The organism is Gimesia sp. (assembly GCF_048260065.1).
GTDB lineage: Bacteria > Planctomycetota > Planctomycetia > Planctomycetales > Planctomycetaceae > Gimesia.
The window spans coordinates 336,899-355,663 of sequence record NZ_JBLXHC010000003.1; the positions used below are offsets into that span (position 1 = coordinate 336,899).

An 18,765-nucleotide genomic window follows, 5' to 3' on the forward strand; every position below is an offset into this window, starting at 1 on the left:
TTAGTTTGTGTAATTCAGATCTCTATCGGAAGAGACTGCCGCCCCCGGGAGGGTTCAGGTTTAAATGCTCCATGGCGGCCATGGTGACAATACGACCTCGGGGGGAACGCTGGATAAATCCGCACCGCAACAGGAACGGCTCCACTTCGTCTTCCAGGGTATCCGCCGGGATATTCAGGGTGTGCCCCAGCGCCTGTACGCCGGCAGGACCGCCCGAAAACGTTTTCACTAACGCCTCCAGATAACGTCGATCCTGACGTTCCAGCCCCAGCTGATCAATTTCCAGCATTTCGAAGGCGCGCTTCACCACTTCGTTGGTAATCTTACCATCTGCTTTACTCGTGGCAAAGTCACGTGCCCAGCGTAACAGGTTATTCGCTTTCCGTGGTGTCCCTCTGCTGCGACGGGCGATCTCAAATGCGGCATCATCCGTAATCGGCGTTCGCAGCTTGCGGGCATTCCTGCGAACAATTTCCACTAGCTCCTGATCTTCATAAAAGTCCAGATGTTCGCGGCGGACAAAACGGTCCCGCAAAGGAGCCGTCAACATCCCGCTCCGCGTGGTTGCGCCAATCACTGTAAATTTCTGTAGCTTCATGTTGACGGTCCGGGCATTCAGCCCTTCACCCAGGGTAATATCTACCCGGAAATCTTCCATTGCAGGATAGATAAACTCTTCGACCGTCGCCGGCATTCGATGAATTTCATCGATGAACAGAAACGAACCGTGGCTGGCATTGGTCAGGAACGGGAGCAGGTCTTTCGGCGCACTTAAAGAGGGCCCCGAAGTTATCTGCAACTCGGTCCCCAGTTCCCGAGGCAGCACCGAAGCCAGAGTCGTTTTACCTAAACCCGGTGGGCCATCCAGCAGGAGATGGCCCAGTGGTTCGTTGCGTTTCCGGGTTGCATCCAGAAAAACCTCCAGACGTTCCACAACGGCCCGCTGCCCCACCACTTCACTCAGACGCTGAGGGCGTAAGGCGTCATCGTATTCACCATCGTCAGCCAGAAAGCTGGAATCCCAGCCGCTTCCACCACCAGAAAGATCATCTTCCGGTTCATCATCTCCCCTAATGACAGGCTCTCGTACCATGCTCTCATCCAGACTCTGATATGCATTCCATTGTGCTATCGCTTCATTCCAGGCACAAAACTTGAACTGATATGCCCGGTAGACGCCACCATCATCCTCAGCAGTGGTTTTGTACACTGCAAGAAGCGACTCTGCCTCGTTTAACGGCTGGTATCATAGCAAATCAGCCGCCCTGACGTAAAACCCCCGGAGCCGCTCACCGCTCTGAATCCGGATTTAATCTGCCGCCCATTGAACCAAAAGAACAGGAGGGGAAATGCAACGTAACTTCAGGTCTCATGCCTGATTGTCCAGAATATGCAGATCTTATACCAGCCACATTCTGACCTGCCGAGTAGAGCTTATTGATAAGTCATTTCCGCGTAACTCACTGTCCCCAGCAGCATGGAAAACGGAATGAGCAGCAGATACAGCAAGCCCATGAAGCCCATCAAAATCAGAAGCCCCAATGGCGACACCTGCCCGGCCGGCAGTTGCATACTCTTCACAGCGGCCACTGTTATTCCATAGGGAACCATCGTAATCCCGGTCATGATCAGATAGATCAGGAACATGGTCATTTTATTTCCATCGGTAATTTTTCTGGATTCCGTGAAAGAGTCAATCCCAGGTAAATTACGATCGATCAGCAGGTAGGGGTATGGGAAGAACATAAAGAAGACAATCAGACCGGGAATAATCAGGCAGATCACACCAGCAAAATAAGCGAGAGTAAACACGATGCTGCAGAGTATCATCCTGCCTACAAAAGGACCTCCACTGAAGATTTCTCCCATCCCTGGATACTCATTTCTCACCAGTTGCAATAAAAAATTTAACAACCCCAGTATCAGGTAAGACACAAAACACAGGATCAGAAATAACCCGAGGATATAGAGCACAACCATACCGACAAACATCAGCGTCGGATCAACCCGTGCCAGCATCAATACGACCGCAAAGCCAACGGCTCCCAGTGCCATGAAGATCGCCATTGCTCCCACAACATAGAGCACATATGCGATGATATGGATCCCAATGAGTGACCCCAGGTTTGCCTTATAGAGTTCCCAGGTGCGCGAAAAGACATCGCCGACTTTAATCTCGCGGGGTACCCACTCCCCTTTCTGCAGCGTTTCGCCACAGTGTTGACAGCGCTTGGAACCTGCGGGGATCGATTCTCCACACATGGGACAATCGATCTGCTTCCCAGCCAGAAAACTGTCTTCTTCCCGTACAGGCCGTTCTGACAGAAAGCTGTCTTCTTCGCGCACAGGCTGTTCCGCCAGAAAGCTCTGTTCTTCTGGAACCGACGTCTCACTATCACTTCGATCAAAACCATCAAAACCGTCATCGGTTGGAATGGAAGAATCGATTGCAGGGACCAGAATTGGTTCACCACACTGCGGGCATTTCGCCCGGCGGCCGGCTTTGTCATCAGAGGTTTTCAGGACTTTATTACAATGCGAACAACTGAATTCAATCGTCAAAGTGGGATCCCCTGTCCTGTCTGCTCATTTTTATTCGGCGATAACCTCTGCCATGATGTCATCCGGGATATTGAAATTCGCGGTTACGCTTTGCACATCATCATGGTCTTCCAGCGCTTCCATCAGTTTCAATACTTTTTTACCATCTTCTACTCCCAGATCAACGGTTGTATCCGGAATTCGCGACAACTCGGCCAGATTCGTCGGTATGTTTCGCTTCTCAAATTCTTCAGAAACCTGCTGAAATGCATCTATGCTGCAGGTCACTTCAAACACATCGCCGTTCGCAGTGACGTCATCTGCGCCGACTTCCAGAGCGACTTCGAACAGTTCATCTTCCTCAATCGCATCAGAGGGGATCAGGAACAGGCCTTTGCGCTCGAACATCCAGGCGACACAGCCCGTGCTGCCCAGATTTCCGCCATGCACTTCAAAGATCTTGCGCACTTCGCCGGCTGTTCGATTTCGATTTTCTGTCAGAATGTCACACAGGACAGCCACACCAGCCGAACCATAACCTTCGTAGACCAGTTCTTCAAAATTTTCGCCTGATAATTCACCACAGCCTTTTTTGACAGCCCGGTCGATGTTTTCTTTCGGCATACTCGCTTTGCGGGCTTTGTCGATCGCATACCGCAGCGCGAGATTCATGACCGGGTCTCCCCCGCCATGTTGTGCCGCTACGATAATCGCACGACTCAACTTGCCAAAGAGTTTACCCCGTTTCTTATCGACCACACCTTTCTTGGCGGCGATATTTGCCCAATGAGAATGACCTGCCATTTGTAACTGTACTCAGCTCTAAGTATGCGTGAATTCACTGCGAACGAAGGACGCAGAAAAAAAATACCGGGCCTTATATTACAATAAACAGAGAGGGAAGGAAATCGATTACTGGTCCAGTTTTTTCTGAAGCTGATCAATCATTTTCGTGTCTGGGGGAGAGGACTGCTGAGCTTCTTCCAGTGCTTTTTTCCAGAGTTCATTCGCTTCTTTGGTTTTATTGAGTTTATGATAACAGTCTGCCAGGTGATCCAGAATCGTACTGTCTCCGCCCCCCGGCAGCTTGCTGGCTTTCTCAAGATATCCAGCCGCTTCCTGAAAACGTTCCAGCTTGAATAACACCCAGCCCATACTGTCAAGATAAGCCATATTGTCTGGTTCGGACTTCAGCGCGATTCGAATCATCTTTTCCGCTTTTTCAAGATTTTTCCCCTGATCAGCGTATAGATACCCCAGATCGTTATTGATGGAGGGGTTCTCAGGATCATCCGCCAGCATCTCCTCCAGGACGGCTTCCCCTTTTCCAATCTCCCCATTTTGCACGAAGGTATTGGAGAGCATCATCTTCACCTGATAGACACGCTCTTTCTGTTCCGGATATTTCTTGATGAAATTCTGTAACTGCACAATGGCTTTATCCCAGTCGTGGCTGTGATAGTAAATCCAGGCGTGCTGGTAATCCAGCAGCGGGAACTTAGGAGCCGCCTGCCGTGCTTCTTCGTTGACTTTGATGGCAGCTTCCGTCTCACCGTTTCGCTCGCGGGCGTCTGCCAGGAAATACAACAGATTGATCCGCTGAGGTGCCAGTAACGGGTTCTCAACCGCTTTCTGCAGCAGAACGGCCAGTTCGCCGTACTTGTCTTCTTCGCGTAACAGCTGGCTGTATTCCTGAAGAATCAGCAGCGTCCAGTTCCCGCGAATCTGTGGTTTTTCATGTTTGGAAGCGGCATCCATGGCAAACTGATAAAACTCAGCAGCCGCCTGTTTCTGATCGGCTTCGGAAGCGAGTTTTGCAATCATGAAGGCAGAAAACACATCCACTCCGGGTGGATCCTCTTTCTTCAGCTTCTCCGCTTCTGCAATCAGACCTTTTACCAGTTCCGGATCCTTAGACATCTTTTCCAGATTGGACTGGATCCGCTGAACGCCATCCCCGGTCTGAACGATCTTCGACAGCGTCTCAATCAGACTGGCATATTTTTGATTTTTCTGATACAGCGATAACAGTCCTGCCAGGCCTTCTGTATCGGAAGACTCTCCAACGGATTCAAGATAGGTTTTCTCTGCATCCTCAAAACGACCTTTTTCACCATACTGCTCTGCCAGGTAGTAGTGCAGGGTCCGGTTGAAGCGATCTTTTTCTGCGAGTTTTTCCAGTTGGGGAATCACATCGTCAGAGCGGTTTAAAGCTGTGAGGATTTCGTTTAAAAACTCATAGGCCCTGCGTCCCTTCGACTGCAGTTGCTCATCGAAATATGACTGCAGTGAATCCAGAGCCTGCTGATACTGTTTGGACTGGTAATAAACCTGTGCCAGATGATACTTCAGGATTCCGGGACGCCCCTTCTGCGATTCAGCCGCCTTATTAAAAGCCTCTACTGCCAGTTTGAGGCGATCTGTTTCCAGAAAGGACTGACCAATGCGTTCATACAACTTGCCCTGTTTGGCTTCCAGCTGTGAACGTGTATTGTACTCGAATGTAAATTCGTCCGGTTTGGTGAGGGCACGAAATACGACTTCCCAACACTGAGCGGCTTCTTCTTTTTTCCCCAGCCGCTCATACAGGTTTGCCTGATCGTGCTGGATGATGACATAGACCCCCGACTTCTTATCAATTGAAGGGGAATCTGAAGCCTTTTTCAGAAAGGTAACTGCTTCTTCAAAACGTCCCTGGCCTGCCATATGCAGTCCCAGCTTTCGCATCAGTTCATAATCTTCGGGATCCAGTTCGACGGCTTTCTGAGCATATTCAATTGCTTCTTCCGTTTTATCCAGACCGGATGCCAGCCTGATCAGAACCCGGTAAATCTCAATCGAATTGGGATTATATTCCATGGCCTTTTTATAGGCATCGTAGGCTCCGATGAAATCATTCCGCGCCTCACGCATCCGCCCGGTCATATACCAGGCAGCGGAATCAATTTCTTTCTGATCTACAGGAGTGCGCGGCTTTGCAGGTACGAAAGGCAGCACCACGTCATCGGCAATCCCTTCTTCCAGGGAAAATACCTTGGGCGCTTTCTGCTTCTGAGCATCTTTCTCGCTCTCCTTCTTCCCCGGCATTTTCGCTGACAGAATATCCTGTCCTGGAGTCAGCACCATTGCTGCTGACAATAGAAACAGACAGGACTTTAAGATTGGCGTCCGGGGAAATCGACTCATTATTCAACTCCATTATTAGAAATAGAGATTCTCTATACTCAAGCAGAAACCGGCAGTTGCAGGTGCGCAACTTCCTGCCGGGCACGTTTATTGTAACGCGTCTTCACCACCTTCTCCAAGGCTGGTTTTGCAGGAATCCGTTATTTTCGCTTGGGGATACAGAAGAAGTGGCATCAAAACAGAGAAGAAGATCTCTACATCAGATAAATCCGTCAGCATGAATCATCTGAAGAGAACACTGCCAGCTTATTTTTTGGTAGAAGAAGATTTCTTTTTCGGCACTTTTTTCGTAGTGGCAGTGCGTTTTGCAGCAGGGGTTTTGCCCGCCGTTTTTTTAACGGTTTTCTTGGCCGTTTTCGTTTTCGCGGGGACCTTCTTTTTGACTTTGGTCGCCGCCGTTTTCGTTTTTGAAGAAGCTTTCGCTTTCTTCTTTTTCACTACTTTTTTCTTCTGCCTGGAAAGCGGATTCGCAAACATCGCTTCCATGCGAGCAGGGGCCTCCATCAGATCGACCCCCTCTTCGGGAAGCGGATTCTTGGCCAGATTGAAGTCGGCAGCCAGCTCTTCGTCGGTCGCCAGACAACGCAACAGATGGCTGAACAGGGGCGCATCTGTTTTCCGTACGCTGGACTTCAATGTGTCACTTGCCGTTTCGATAGACTCTTCTTCCGGCAGCAGCCCCAGCCACTTACTGGCATTCAGAATTTTTTCATCCGCCGGTACCAGGTGGCTTCCCAGCACGACCTGCAGTGTATGGTTCAACACAAAAGGCGTTAACGTTTTCATGCGGGACAGTTGCTTCTGTGCCTGCTCGAGCGTCTTCTTGCGCAACAGCTCCAGATCGAAACAGAACTCTTTATCGAACACATACTGTAATACGGTCCGGATACGGTAAGCACGCCACTCAGCATCATCCACATCATCAAACACCGCTTCCAGTTCCGAAATCGTACTGACACGAATTTCATTCAGATCATGAAAGCCATCCAGCAGAGCGTCAAAGACTTTGTCTGCTGTTTCGTTTGTCGTATTTTCCAGGCAGATCGCATGCAGAATGGTTTCGAGCACGGGACGATCGTACTTCGGTAACGTGGCTGAGTAGCGTTTTTTAAGTGACGCAATCAGCTTCTTGCAAACAGCCTGTTTATCCGATGTGGAAATTTTTTTTGCAACCATATCTGTCTGTACAATATTTGAGATGTATCAATTGGAAAGTAAGAAAACCGTTCTTTTCGTAGACGAATGCACTGACCGCTATTCCTGAGGCGTCTCTTCGCCAGTGCCCCGTTCTTCTTCCGAAGAAGATTTTTCCGCTAACTCTTCCGCTTCTCTCTCGACCTGCAACTCTTCCAGAATACGAATCGTATCCATCGAATCTTTCACGGCAGTATCCAGCACAAACTTGATCACGGGAGTATATTTGGTCTGAATCCGATCTGCGATTTTGGACTGCAGAAATCCTTTCGCAGATTCCAGACCGTGCATACAAAGTGCTTTTGTCTTTTCGTCTCCCATGATCGATATATAAATCTTGGCTGACTGCACATCAGGTGCCACATCAACATGCAGGACTGTTACATTTCGGACCCGGGGATCGCGTATATGCAGCAGAATCGTTGTACTTACTGTTTCTAATATCGCCTGAGCGATTTTTTCTAATCGACGTGATGCCATTCAGTTTCCACCAGCATTCCTGTTTGAATCGACCCAGTTATTACGAACTGGAATCGAGAGTTCGTTTCACCTCGTTAATCCGGAATGCCTCCAGCAGGTCTCCTTCTTTGATATCATTGAATCCGGAGAGCAGAATACCACACTCCATGCCTTCGCGTACTTCCTTGACATCATCCTTTTCACGTTTCAAGGAGGCGATTGGATACTGATTCAGAATCTTCTGATCCCGAATCAGATGCACGCGGTCATTGCGATTGATTGTGCCGTTCAGCACGCGACAACCGGCAATTTTTCCAAATCGGCTGATGGAGAATGTCTGCAGAACCAGAGCACGCCCAGTCTGCTCCTGAACCAGTTCGGGACGCAACATCCCTTCCAGTGATGCCCGAATATCATCTACCACTTCGTAAATGATACTGTAACGTCGAATCTCAACGTCTTCCTGCGTAGCCAGATTAAGGGCCCGGTCTTCTGCAACCACATGGAACGCGATGATAATCGCATTCGAGGCACTCGCCAGATAAACATCACTTTCATTGACCCCGCCAATTCCCTCGTGCAGGATTTTGACTCGGACTTCGGGATGTTCAAATTTATTGATTTCACTGCGAATGGCTTCGAGAGAGCCCGGCGTATCTGCTTTCAGAATCAGAGGCAGATCCTGAATGGCGCCTTCGATCGCTGATCCCAGAATATCTTCCAGGGTCCGCGGCCCGCCACTGTGTCGGGCCAGCGTATCGGCACGACCTTCATGACGTCGCTCTTCTGCGAGCTCTCTTGCCTGATCGATGGTTTCCACAACCACGAAATGATCGCCTGCACCAGGAACAGAATCCAGACCGGTCACCTTAACCGGCATGGAAGGAGGTGCTTCCTCAATCTGCTGATCCATATCATCGTACATGGCACGAATATAACCGTAGGATTTACCGCAAAGCACGGCATCACCAATCCGCAGCGTTCCTTTCTGGACAATCAGCCAGGCAACCGAACCACGACCTTCATCCCGGAAACCTTCCAGACAGGCTCCCACGGCAGGCCGATTGGGATTTGCTTTCAGTTCATGCAGTTCGGCTGTCAGCAGCAGAGTTTCCAGCAGGTTATCGAGCCCCATTTCCTTTAAGGCTGAGATGCGGACCACATCGGTTTCACCACCCCACTCTGAAGGAAGCACGTTTTGTGCTGCCAGTTCCTGCAGAACTTTCTGTTCGTTGATGTCTGGCAAATCAATTTTATTCAGTGCCACAACCATCGGAACACCGGATGCTTTCACATGACTGATACTTTCAGCTGTCTGAGGCATCACTCCGTCGTCTGCGGCAACGACCAGTACCACCATGTCAGTGACATTGGCTCCCCGAGATCGCATTTCGCTGAAAGCGGCGTGACCGGGTGTGTCAACAAACGTCAGTTTGTGGCCGTTATACTCGATCTGATAGGCGGCGATATGCTGCGTAATGCCGCCCGCTTCACCTTCAACCACTTTGACTTTGGAGTTCCTCAGCGTATCAACCAGTGTTGTTTTACCATGGTCGACGTGTCCCAGAACCGTAATAATCGGCGGACGGGTCACCAGATCTTCCGGTGCGTCTTCCTGCTCGATAATTTCGTTGACCGATTCCAGAGCGCCTCGTTGACGCTTGAAGGTTAAGTCAACTCCCAGTTCCATCGCGACTGCCAGAGCGATATCTTCTTCGATGATCTGGTTAATCGTAACCATCTCACCAAATTCTTTGAACATGATAGACATAATAGCTTTCGCGGGACGTCCCATCGCTTCGGAGAGACTCCGCACTGTCATCGGTACATCCACTTCAGCCTCGGTCTTGTGGACAATATTGCCTGAATCATGTTTCCGCTTGGAACGTCGAGGACGACGGCCAACGACTTCCTGTTGCTCGTTCCCCTCTCCTGAGAATCCCCGGCGGCCTTCCTTACGCTGCTCGCGACGCTGTTTACGCGCCTCGACCAGACTCAGGCTACCACGACGGGTTTTCATATCATCATCCTGAGGTTCGCGATCCTTGTCCTTTTTCTTCTGCTCTGTATGCTGAGCGAGATGAGCGGCAAGCGGGCTTTTCTGTTCCAGGATATCAGCCGTCAAACGTACTTCCGGCTTTTGAGCCTTTTCTTCTTTTTTCTTGGGCTTTGGAATCACCGGCTGCTTATAAGCAGGAGGAGCTGCCACGTTCGGCAAAGCAGACTTCGGCTTCGGCTTGGGCTGAGGCTTACCTGAGCGGGTCGATCCAATCGGCTTCATTTCACGAATATTGGAACCGGAGGCACCTCCTGCGGGAACATAATCATCCCGGGTCAGCGCCTGCTCAGTATCTGGCTTTCCAGTCTCTTCGATGGTTTCCTCTGATCGACGCTTGAGTGCCGCCGATCGCCCTTCAGTCACTTCCGCAGTGTCTTCAGTCGACTCATCATCCTGACCGGTAGAAATCTCGTCTTCTGAAACAGATTCCGCCTCATCCTGTTCTACAACCACTCCAGAGGAACCTTCATCGGAGTAGGAACCTTCATCAGAGGCACCGGAAGACTTCTGCGTGGAGGAACGGGAGGGCTGCGGACGGGAGGTCATCGTCTTGATATTACGCATCTTCGGCTGTTCCCGTTGAGGCGTCAGCGTCTCCTGGGCGGGTGACTCCTCGGAACTGGCAGCAGGTTTCCCCTTCTGTTCCAGATATGCAATAACGATGTCACGTTCGTCGGGCGTAATGCTGGCCAAAGCGGAGTTTTTCAAATTCACTCCCGCTTTGTTACATTCATCGATCAGCACTTTGCTGTCCATTCCCAACTCTTTTGCAAGAGCAAAAATACGAATCTTCAACAGCCCTTCTCCCGTGAACAAATCTGCAATACGTTTTCAAATCCTGTCAGACTGAAACGATTTGCCTGATGAGGCAACAACCTCATTACACTTACTCGTAATCGAACGAACTATTCCTGTTTCTCGGTAGATTCTTCCGCGGAATTATCTACATTCACCGGCTCTTCCACTGGTAATTCCTCAGGAGCAGTCGTTTCGTCTGCTACTGCAGCACTCTCACTCTCTGCATCATTTACATCAACAGCGGTTTCTTCAACCGCCTCATTTTCTGAAACAGCCGGTTCTGGCTCTTCCACAGCTGGTTCCGATTCTGAAACAGCCGGTTCCGGCTCTTCAACAGCGGGTTCCGACTTTGTTTTATCACTGGATTCAGCAGCTGGATTTTTCTGAGCGACCCGCATTGCTTCTTCTTCTGCTTCAACACGTTCACTTTCCCGGTCTGCCACTTCGACAATCTGCTCACACTGTTCGGCAGTCAGGCCACCCAGCTCTGCCAGCTGGTCCGGCTCAATCACAGACAGGTCGTAGTAACTGAAGAAACCCTGGGAAACCAGACTTTCCGCCAGCTCTTCAGACACTCCCGGGATGGAAGAGAACGCTTCCACTGTTTTATCAAGTTGCTCGTCCAGCTCTGTCTGAGTCATGACTTCAATATCCCAGCCGACCAGCTTGGACGCCAGTCGCACATTCTGACCTTTACGGCCAATCGCGAGAGGCAACTGATCGTCGCGAACCAGAACGATGACACGCCCCAGCATCGGACACAAAATGACATCTTCTACTTCTGCCGGCTGGAGCGAATTCGGCACCAGTACCTGCAACGAGTCGTTCCAGCGAACAATGTCAATCCGCTCGCCGGCCAACTCGTCAACGATATTCTTAATACGGGCTCCCCGCATTCCCACACAGGCACCGACACAGTCGATACTGCTGTCAATACAGGACACAGCCACTTTTGAACGATAACCGGCTTCCCGCGCCAGGGAACGCACATCGATAATCCGATCGGCGACTTCCGGGATTTCCAGTTCAAATAACCGACGTACCATATCCGGATGAGTTCGTGAAAGAATGACCTTAACCCGGCTGCCAGCTTTGCGGACATCCAGGACAACAGCACGTACCCGATCCCCTACACGAAATGACTCGCCGGGAATCTGTTCGCCACGTGGCAAAATCCCTTCAATTTTACCCAGGTTGATCAATACCGCACCGCCTTCGACACGGGAAACCGTTCCCGAAACCGACTGGTACTGCATATCCATGTATTCATCAAAAACGGTATCGCGTTCTGCTTCGCGAATCTTCTGGATCATCACCTGCTTGGCAGTCTGTGCCGCCACACGGCCCAGAATCTCGCCTAGAATGTCTTTAGCCAGTTTTTCGTTATCACAAAATACGGTCGGCTCACCTGTATCACGATCAATGTCTACAGAAAGCTCATGGTCTTCTCCAAAGTGCCGACGCGCAGCCGACAGGATAGCCTGTTCAATTCCACCAAACACGATCTCTTTATCGATACTTTTATCGCGTTGAATGGCATCAACAATCCGGAGAACTTCCTTACCGTCCATAATTGTGTTTCCTTCATTCGACAGTTGAGATCTTCAACTGACTCGAAAACTACTCAAAAAAGACCTGATCTGGTCAAATCTATTATTCACCTCGGGAACTTGAGTCCCCAGCGGTACCGCTATTAACAAAAAAAAGCGGGAACATGCCCACTTTATGACTACCCGTACCACCGCAAAACGGTCGTCAGGCATAGCCGCGATTGGTATTCTACAATACAACAAACGCGACAATCGGATTGGTGAGCGAATGCTCGTGTTCCAACCAGCCTACATATTTGAGGACTCCATTCGAGTTTACGAATGCCGATATCATCACAAAGAAACAAACAGCCTGAGCGGCATGTCACCCCTTGCAAGCACAATGCGTACTGAACACCAGTATGCAAAACAATTGCGCATAAAGCACCACTACAATGAATGCTTCACTATCAGGAGAAATTAATCTTCGCGCGTTCAGATGTCAAGCACCGCAGGCAACTATTTCATAACGACTTAACTTCACCCAATTTGAATTACCAAAACAACGGCAGATACGAAAACTATGTACAGCAAACAGGCGGTTTTTCAGATGACCTCCTAATAACTGACAGATATCAAATTCAACACTTTCTTCACGATGAGAGCAGATTGATCTCCATCGAAAAGCAAAACTTCTATAGTATCATACGCAGAGCCCTGAATCTGGCGACCTCTTCTTTTACAGATAGAGAAGCCGGTTCCGAGTTTATTAACAGCAGCTCCCAGACAGATTGACCCAAAATCACTGCCTCTGAATGTGCCTGCTTCACGTTGAATCCGCTCGAAAGAGCCACATATTCTCCCCTCAAATTTTGAAGGACAACCCTGCAATGTCTCGCTTATTGCCCCTGCTGGTTCTCTGCTTTGGAATCCCGCTAACTGCATCTGCACAACCTCCCACTGCCACAAACGATCCTTTTGCTCAACAGAAAATTCAGGCCGACCAGGCGCAACAGCAAGGGGACTACGCAAAATCAATCGCCATCACCTCCCAGATCCTGCAACAGAAACCGGATGATCACGTTGCCTATTACCTGCGTGCCAGCGCCCGCGTTGAATCCGGTCGCGCTCAAGGCAACGTCCAGTCCATTCGCGAAGGCGTAGCCGATGCCCGGGAAGCAATTCGCTTCAGTCGGAACCAGGACGCGAACTACTACCTGCCTTACCTTTACGGGATGATGAACCTGGCAGTCATGGAAAACAAGAAAAGCCATGCAGAAACCGCACTGACCGTCGCAAACCAGGTTCTGGCCCGCCCGGAACTGAAACCGGAAGAAAAAGCGAATTTCCATTACCAGCGCGGCATGATCTATCTGCCTTTAAATAAGCCACAGGAAGCAGCACAGGACTTTACTGAAACCATTAAACTGGCTCCCGATCACTTCGCTGCCCTTCTGGCTTTGCCCGACGCTTATGCTCTCGCCGGTGATAACGACAAGGCCCTTGCCAGTTTCAATCAGGTCATCCAGAAACAACCAGATTCTCCCGTGGTTTATAACAACCGGGCCATGTTTTACCAGCAGCAGGGAAAACTCCAGGAAGCGATTAACGACTTCTCCCGTGCGATCCAGCTCGATCCCAGATACCACCACGCCATCACCAACCGGGGGTTTGCTTATCTCGAAGGGGGCAAACCGGACACCGCGGAAGCCGACCTGACGCAATCTCTGTCAATTGAGCCTAATCAGCCATTTGTTCTGGGCATGCGGGGAGAGGCTCGACTCCTGCAGGGTAAAATCAACGAAGCACTCGAAGACCAGAAAAAAGCAGTGCAGCTAGACCCACAAAACCCTGCTTTACACGCTGACCTGGGTTTCTCCTACTTCTTCAGCCAGGACTTTCCGGCGGCCTTGAACGAATTCAAACTGGCCGCACAGCTGGCTCCGGAACAGATGAAAGTCCTTGACCCCTGGGTCTACCTGGCAATGGTTAAGACCGACCAGAAATCTGCCGCCGATGCAAAATTCCAGTCAGTCACCGCCAAAAAACCGGACACACGGGACTCCATCGATAACCTGCTGTTATTCCTGATGGGAGCGATCTCGAACACAGAGCTGCTCGATTCCATCGATCAGAAAGACGTGGAACGGGCAAAAGCCCAGATCTGTGAAGCCTACTTCTTCATCGGGCAGAAAGCACTTCTGGCCGGCGATACTGCAACCGCTTCCCAGAATTTCCAGGCCTCACTCAACACAAACATGAAAGGCCTGTCCGCATTTCGCGGCTCCCAGTATGCTCTGAAGAAATTTTAGACCGTAGCCGCTTCAATGCCATACAGGCTGAGAATGATCTCAATAGAAAAGCCTCGTAAGGAGAACTGATCCTTACGAGGCTTTTTGTTTCATTACTAGCAGATTCTCTCAGACACCACAGATAACAGACGCACTGGCCTGACCAAATGTGGTTGTACTGATCTTCAGAAACAGTTTGTTATCTGTCGCCAGTGGCTCATTACGAACTACGTTTAACGGGCAATCAGGGTCAGGAGTCTCGTAATTCAGAGTGGGAGGAATAACGCCCTGGCTCAATCCGACCAGAGAACCGCTGGCTTCCACAATGCCACACGCAGAACCGGAATTACCAAAGTAACTCTTCAGAGCCGTCACAGGAATCTCACTGGCCTTATCACCAAAAATCTCCTTGATGGCAAGATATTCCTGGACGTCGATTTCCTGCTCACCCAGTCCATGTGCATTGATATGTCCGATATCTCCTGCATCGATGGCTGCCCGTTTCAAAGCCAGTCTGATCGCGTTGGCAATCGCGGTTTTGGTATCCACCGTTCCATCCCGCTTCACAACACAGGAAGCCCCTGTTCCCAGAACTTCACCCCAGACTTTGGCACCGCGCTGCTCTGCATGTGACTTCTCTTCCAGCAGCAGCGAACAGGCTGCCTCACCAAGGATCTGCCCGGTGCGTGCCTTGTCAAAGGGACGTGATCGCTTTTCAAATTCTGCCGGGGAATCTGCCAGTTGATCCCAGAATTTTGCATGAATGGATTTCACTTCATGCACCCGGGTCCCGGTCACGCCGGCGACCATGATATCGGCCCAGCCACGCTCGATAACACGCTGTGCTTCACCCAGCACCAGATTACCCGATGCTTCTGCATGTGTGATCGAATTATTCGGACCACGGGCGTCAATGATGATTCCGATATGACAGGCAGGCATGTTAGGCAGATATTTCAGCAGCCACAATGGCTCCATCTTAGCCAGGCCTTCTCCACCCCAGCGTTGATACTGGAATTCATGCCCTTCGGTGGCAGCCATACAGGCTCCGACCAGAACCTCAGGAGGACTGAGCATCAGATTGGCACCAAACTCGATCCCAAAACGTTCGCTGTCGACAGCTGAAAGATCCAGTGCTGAATCTTCCATTGCCAGGTTAGCAGAAGCGACCCCCATCTGGATCTCGCGGCACATCACCTTGAGGCTCTTCCGCTGCTGTTTCAAATACTCTTTTTTAATCGTATTCGCATTGAAATCGGAAACTTCCGCAACGCAGGTATCTGGCGCTGCCAGATGAGAGTAGAGTTCGGATTTTTTGACCCCTGATTTCCCATTCATCAGGCTGTCTTGAAATGCTTGCACTCCGATTCCGATCGGACTGAGAATCCCCATACCCGTAATCAGAATTCGTCGCTTTGATTCTGTATTCATTTGAATCTCTTAAGAAAGTCCCGCTTATCAACTACGCCAGCTGCACTCGAAATAATGTACCTTCATCGTAGAACAAAATTCCTCTCAGACAAGAGCTTTGCCTGTTCCAATCGGAAATTCCGCAGACGATGCCATCCATACCCATTAAAGAGGAATTCGAAGGATCGCAATCCTGGCACTGCCTGCCGCCTGAACCCATAACATCGGCAACAAACAGACATTCATACACTATTTTGACCCAGTAAAGCAGCTTTAACTAGGGATAGCTAAGACAATCAGGCGCCGATTTTCAACCCTGAAGCGACAATCAGATCAGGAATAATTCGGGAAAACTCTAACCCTTTACAGGTTAACCCGAAAAGAGAACTGGAAAGACTGCAGGAGGCCTGAAAACAGCGGCAGGCGCCCTAAGGCGCCTTCTGCAGAATCAGACAGGCGTTATGCCCGCCGAACCCGAAACTGTTCTTCATCACCTTGTTCAGCTTCATTTCACGGGGCTCATTGGGAATGTAATCGAGATTACATTGTTCATCCGGATTATCGAGATTGATCGTCGGTGGTGCGACCTGTTCCTGCAGGGCTTTTACACCAACAACAAACTCGACACCGCCTGAAGCTCCCAGCAGGTGCCCCAGATGCCCCTTCGTACTGGAGACGGGCATCTGTTTCACGTGTGAATTGAAAACGGTATTGATGGCAGCCGTTTCAGCCACATCGCCCAGCGGAGTACTCGTACCATGCGTATTGATGTAGTCAATTTCCTCTGGGTTGATTCCCGCATCCTTAATCGCATGCAGCATGGCTCGGGCTGCCCCCCGCCCTTCCGGATCAGGAGCCGTCATATGAGTTCCATCTGCAGACATACCGTAACCGATCACCTCTGCGAGAATGGGAACTCCTCGTTTTTTAGCATGCTCGTATTCTTCGAGCACAATGATGCCGGCCCCTTCCGCCATGACAAATCCATCTCGATCACGATCGAATGGTCGGCTGGCGGATTGAGGGTCATCATTGCGTGTCGACAGAGCATTCATACGGGCAAAACCAGATAACCCCATCGGGGTCACTGCAGCTTCACTTCCGCCTGTCACCATAATGTCGGCAACGTCGTGCTGGATCAGCTTGTATGCATCTCCAATCGCATTGGTCGCGGAAGCACAGGCAGTAGCGACTGCACTGTTCGGTCCCTTTAACTCATAAGTTACCGAGATGTTTCCGCTGGCAGCATTGACCATCAGCTTCGGAATCATAAAAGGCGAAACACGTGCCGGCCCCTGATTATAAAGCTTGTCATGCTGGCTTTCGATCTCATTCAGACCGCCAATACCACTGCCGACCAGAACGCCTCTACGATAGGGATCCCCGTCAAAATCTTCGAGTTGAGCCTGACGATAGGCAATATGAGCGCCTGCAAGAGCGAATTGCACAAACCGGTCAACACGCTTCAGATCTTTCGTTGAGATATTCGTATATTCGCTGGCATTGAAATCCTTGATCTCTCCGCCAAAACGAACCTTGTAGTCTGAACAGTCAAAGCGTTCCAGCGGACCGATACCACTTTTACCAGCGCATAACTTGTCCCAGAACTCTGAGACATCTAAACCCAGAGCCGTTACAACAGATACTCCGGTAACGACGACTCTCCTGCGCATTCGTGAACACTTCCTACAATGAAAAGACAGGACCAGATAGTTTCAAAACAAAGGACAGTTCAGCTGACTGGTTACAGAACCGAAATCAGCTGGCCTTTTCAGTGATGTATCCAACGACATCACCGACGGTTTTGATTTTGTCATAGTCGTCATCAGGAATGGTCACATCAAACTCGTCTTCGAATTCCATGACGAGTTCTACAATGTCCAGAGAATCGGCCTTGAGGTCGTCGATGAACTTACTGTCCAGCGTGATATCTTCCTTGGGGTGGCCTAATTGCTCGCTAACGATACCAACCACTTTTTCTTCAATTGACACTCTTCTTCTCCTTCACCGTCTTAGTGATTTTTTAACTTCAGGATGACTGGAAACATCATTCCCAGACCAACTTGGATGGATTCGCCTACAGATGTAGCGATGATATATCCACTTTCCCGAATTATGTAAACCTTAAAATGAGACAAGAATTATGAGTCTTGTCTACTTCACCAAAGTTATCTCATAATTTGATCGGGCTGACTTTACCAGTCTGAGAACCCATGATTTTAGGTTCTACAGAATTTTCTTCAGAGTTCCCGCGTAAGTTGTTGTAGCACAAATCGATAGACCAGATCAAGCTCTGATTTACCCGCGAAAATGTACCCCGCGACACCACTGTCCTTTTGCACGCTTTATTCAACCGCCCATAGAACCAGACGCCTGAAACCCCTACGAATCATTCACTGTTTCACAGGAAATTTTACGATCGACGCGTTTCATCAATCCCTTCAGAACCTTGCCAGGACCAATTTCGTAAAACTCATCAAAACCAGCCGCCAGCATCGTCCGCAGGGAATCTTCCCAGAGCACCGGACTGACCACCTGACGTACCAGTAATTCGCGAATCTCATCAGGTTCTTCGTGAATTTCTGCATCGACATTGGAGATTACGGGAATTTCCGGCTTCTTCAAACCGACACCGGCCAGCGCTTCAGACAGGCGACTGTCCGCCGGCTTCATGATTTCCGTATGAAATGCTCCTGCGACCGCCAGGGGAATCGCCCGCCCCCCTTCCTGCTCAGCCAGTTCGGCCGCCAGTTCGCAGGCACTGTTTTCTCCTGACAGAACAATATTTCCGGGGCAGAGATAATTGGCAATCCAGATTTTCCCCGCAGAGGAGGCAGACTGACAGATCTCGGCTACCTTCTCGCGATCCAGCAAGAGAATACTGACCATCCCGGAGGGGTTTGCATCAGCGGCGGCCTGCATTGCTTCGCCACGACGCTGCACGACACGCAGCCCGTCTTCGAAACTCATCGCACCCGCAAAAACCAGGGCAGTATATTCTCCCAGGCTCAAACCGGCCGCCATCTCACAGGCCAGGACTTTATCCGGCGAATCTGCACGCAGCATTTCCAGAGCAGCCAGACTGGTTACAAACAAAGCAGGCTGACTGATGACAGTGGAATCCAGTTCCTCACTGGGTCCCTCAAAACAGAGCTTTGCCAGATCGTATTCCAGAATATCCGAAGCACGCTGATACAGCTCCCGTGCTGCCGGATAATTTTCGGCGATCGTTTTGCCCATCCCGACATGCTGAGCGCCCTGTCCGGGAAATAAAAAAGCGATTCTGCTCACGAGTCGA

General features: G+C 50.2%; 13 protein-coding genes. 1 reads left to right on the top strand and 12 read right to left on the bottom strand.

Going from position 1 to position 18,765, the window contains the following annotated elements; genetic code table 11:
• Positions 1-22: 22 nt before the first annotated feature.
• The 8 genes from ruvB to nusA all read right to left on the bottom strand — a co-directional run bounded on the left by ruvB (position 23) and on the right by nusA (position 11,808).
• A complete protein-coding gene (gene ruvB / locus ACN0YN_RS07450; RefSeq protein ID WP_417384558.1) occupies positions 23-1,093 on the bottom strand; it encodes a Holliday junction branch migration DNA helicase RuvB in 1,071 nt (356 codons plus the stop codon).
• A 341-nt stretch (positions 1,094-1,434) separates the two neighbouring features.
• The gene (locus ACN0YN_RS07455; RefSeq protein ID WP_417384375.1) at positions 1,435-2,562 is read right to left on the bottom strand and encodes a hypothetical protein; all 1,128 of its coding nucleotides are present in this window, start codon (positions 2,560-2,562) and stop codon (positions 1,435-1,437) included.
• A 30-nt stretch (positions 2,563-2,592) separates the two neighbouring features.
• Positions 2,593-3,345 (bottom strand): YebC/PmpR family DNA-binding transcriptional regulator, encoded by a 753-nt coding sequence (locus tag ACN0YN_RS07460; protein WP_417384376.1) that lies wholly within the window; start codon positions 3,343-3,345, stop codon positions 2,593-2,595.
• 108 nt (positions 3,346-3,453) lie between these two features.
• Positions 3,454-5,727 carry a tetratricopeptide repeat protein gene (locus ACN0YN_RS07465; RefSeq protein WP_417384377.1) on the bottom strand — a complete coding sequence of 758 codons (2,274 nt, stop codon included), beginning with the start codon at positions 5,725-5,727 and terminating at the stop codon, positions 3,454-3,456.
• Between the two features lie 246 nt (positions 5,728-5,973).
• Positions 5,974-6,903: a hypothetical protein gene (locus ACN0YN_RS07470; protein WP_417384378.1), complete on the bottom strand. Its 930-nt coding sequence runs from the start codon at positions 6,901-6,903 to the stop codon at positions 5,974-5,976.
• A gap of 78 nt (positions 6,904-6,981) precedes the next feature.
• The gene (gene rbfA, locus ACN0YN_RS07475; protein WP_417384379.1) at positions 6,982-7,401 is read right to left on the bottom strand and encodes a 30S ribosome-binding factor RbfA; all 420 of its coding nucleotides are present in this window, start codon (positions 7,399-7,401) and stop codon (positions 6,982-6,984) included.
• A gap of 40 nt (positions 7,402-7,441) precedes the next feature.
• Positions 7,442-10,195 (bottom strand): translation initiation factor IF-2, encoded by a 2,754-nt coding sequence (gene infB, locus ACN0YN_RS07480; protein ID WP_417384380.1) that lies wholly within the window; start codon positions 10,193-10,195, stop codon positions 7,442-7,444.
• Between the two features lie 149 nt (positions 10,196-10,344).
• Positions 10,345-11,808, bottom strand: coding sequence for a transcription termination factor NusA (nusA, locus tag ACN0YN_RS07485; protein WP_417384381.1), 1,464 nt, complete (start codon positions 11,806-11,808; stop codon positions 10,345-10,347).
• An 848-nt stretch (positions 11,809-12,656) separates the two neighbouring features.
• Here nusA and ACN0YN_RS07490 point away from each other — a divergent pair.
• Positions 12,657-14,078, top strand: a complete 1,422-nt coding sequence (locus ACN0YN_RS07490; RefSeq protein ID WP_417384382.1) for a tetratricopeptide repeat protein — start codon at positions 12,657-12,659, stop codon at positions 14,076-14,078.
• 108 nt (positions 14,079-14,186) lie between these two features.
• Here the strand turns inward: ACN0YN_RS07490 and ACN0YN_RS07495 are convergent, their stop codons facing one another.
• The 4 genes from ACN0YN_RS07495 to fabD form a co-directional block, all read right to left on the bottom strand.
• Positions 14,187-15,488, bottom strand: a complete 1,302-nt coding sequence (locus ACN0YN_RS07495; protein WP_417384383.1) for a beta-ketoacyl-[acyl-carrier-protein] synthase family protein — start codon at positions 15,486-15,488, stop codon at positions 14,187-14,189.
• A 407-nt stretch (positions 15,489-15,895) separates the two neighbouring features.
• Positions 15,896-17,140 (bottom strand): beta-ketoacyl-ACP synthase II, encoded by a 1,245-nt coding sequence (gene fabF, locus ACN0YN_RS07500; RefSeq protein ID WP_417384384.1) that lies wholly within the window; start codon positions 17,138-17,140, stop codon positions 15,896-15,898.
• An 85-nt stretch (positions 17,141-17,225) separates the two neighbouring features.
• Positions 17,226-17,459 (bottom strand): acyl carrier protein, encoded by a 234-nt coding sequence (acpP, locus tag ACN0YN_RS07505; protein WP_002649181.1) that lies wholly within the window; start codon positions 17,457-17,459, stop codon positions 17,226-17,228.
• A 390-nt stretch (positions 17,460-17,849) separates the two neighbouring features.
• A complete protein-coding gene (fabD, locus tag ACN0YN_RS07510; RefSeq protein WP_417384385.1) occupies positions 17,850-18,758 on the bottom strand; it encodes an ACP S-malonyltransferase in 909 nt (302 codons plus the stop codon).
• Positions 18,759-18,765: the final 7 nt, after the last annotated feature.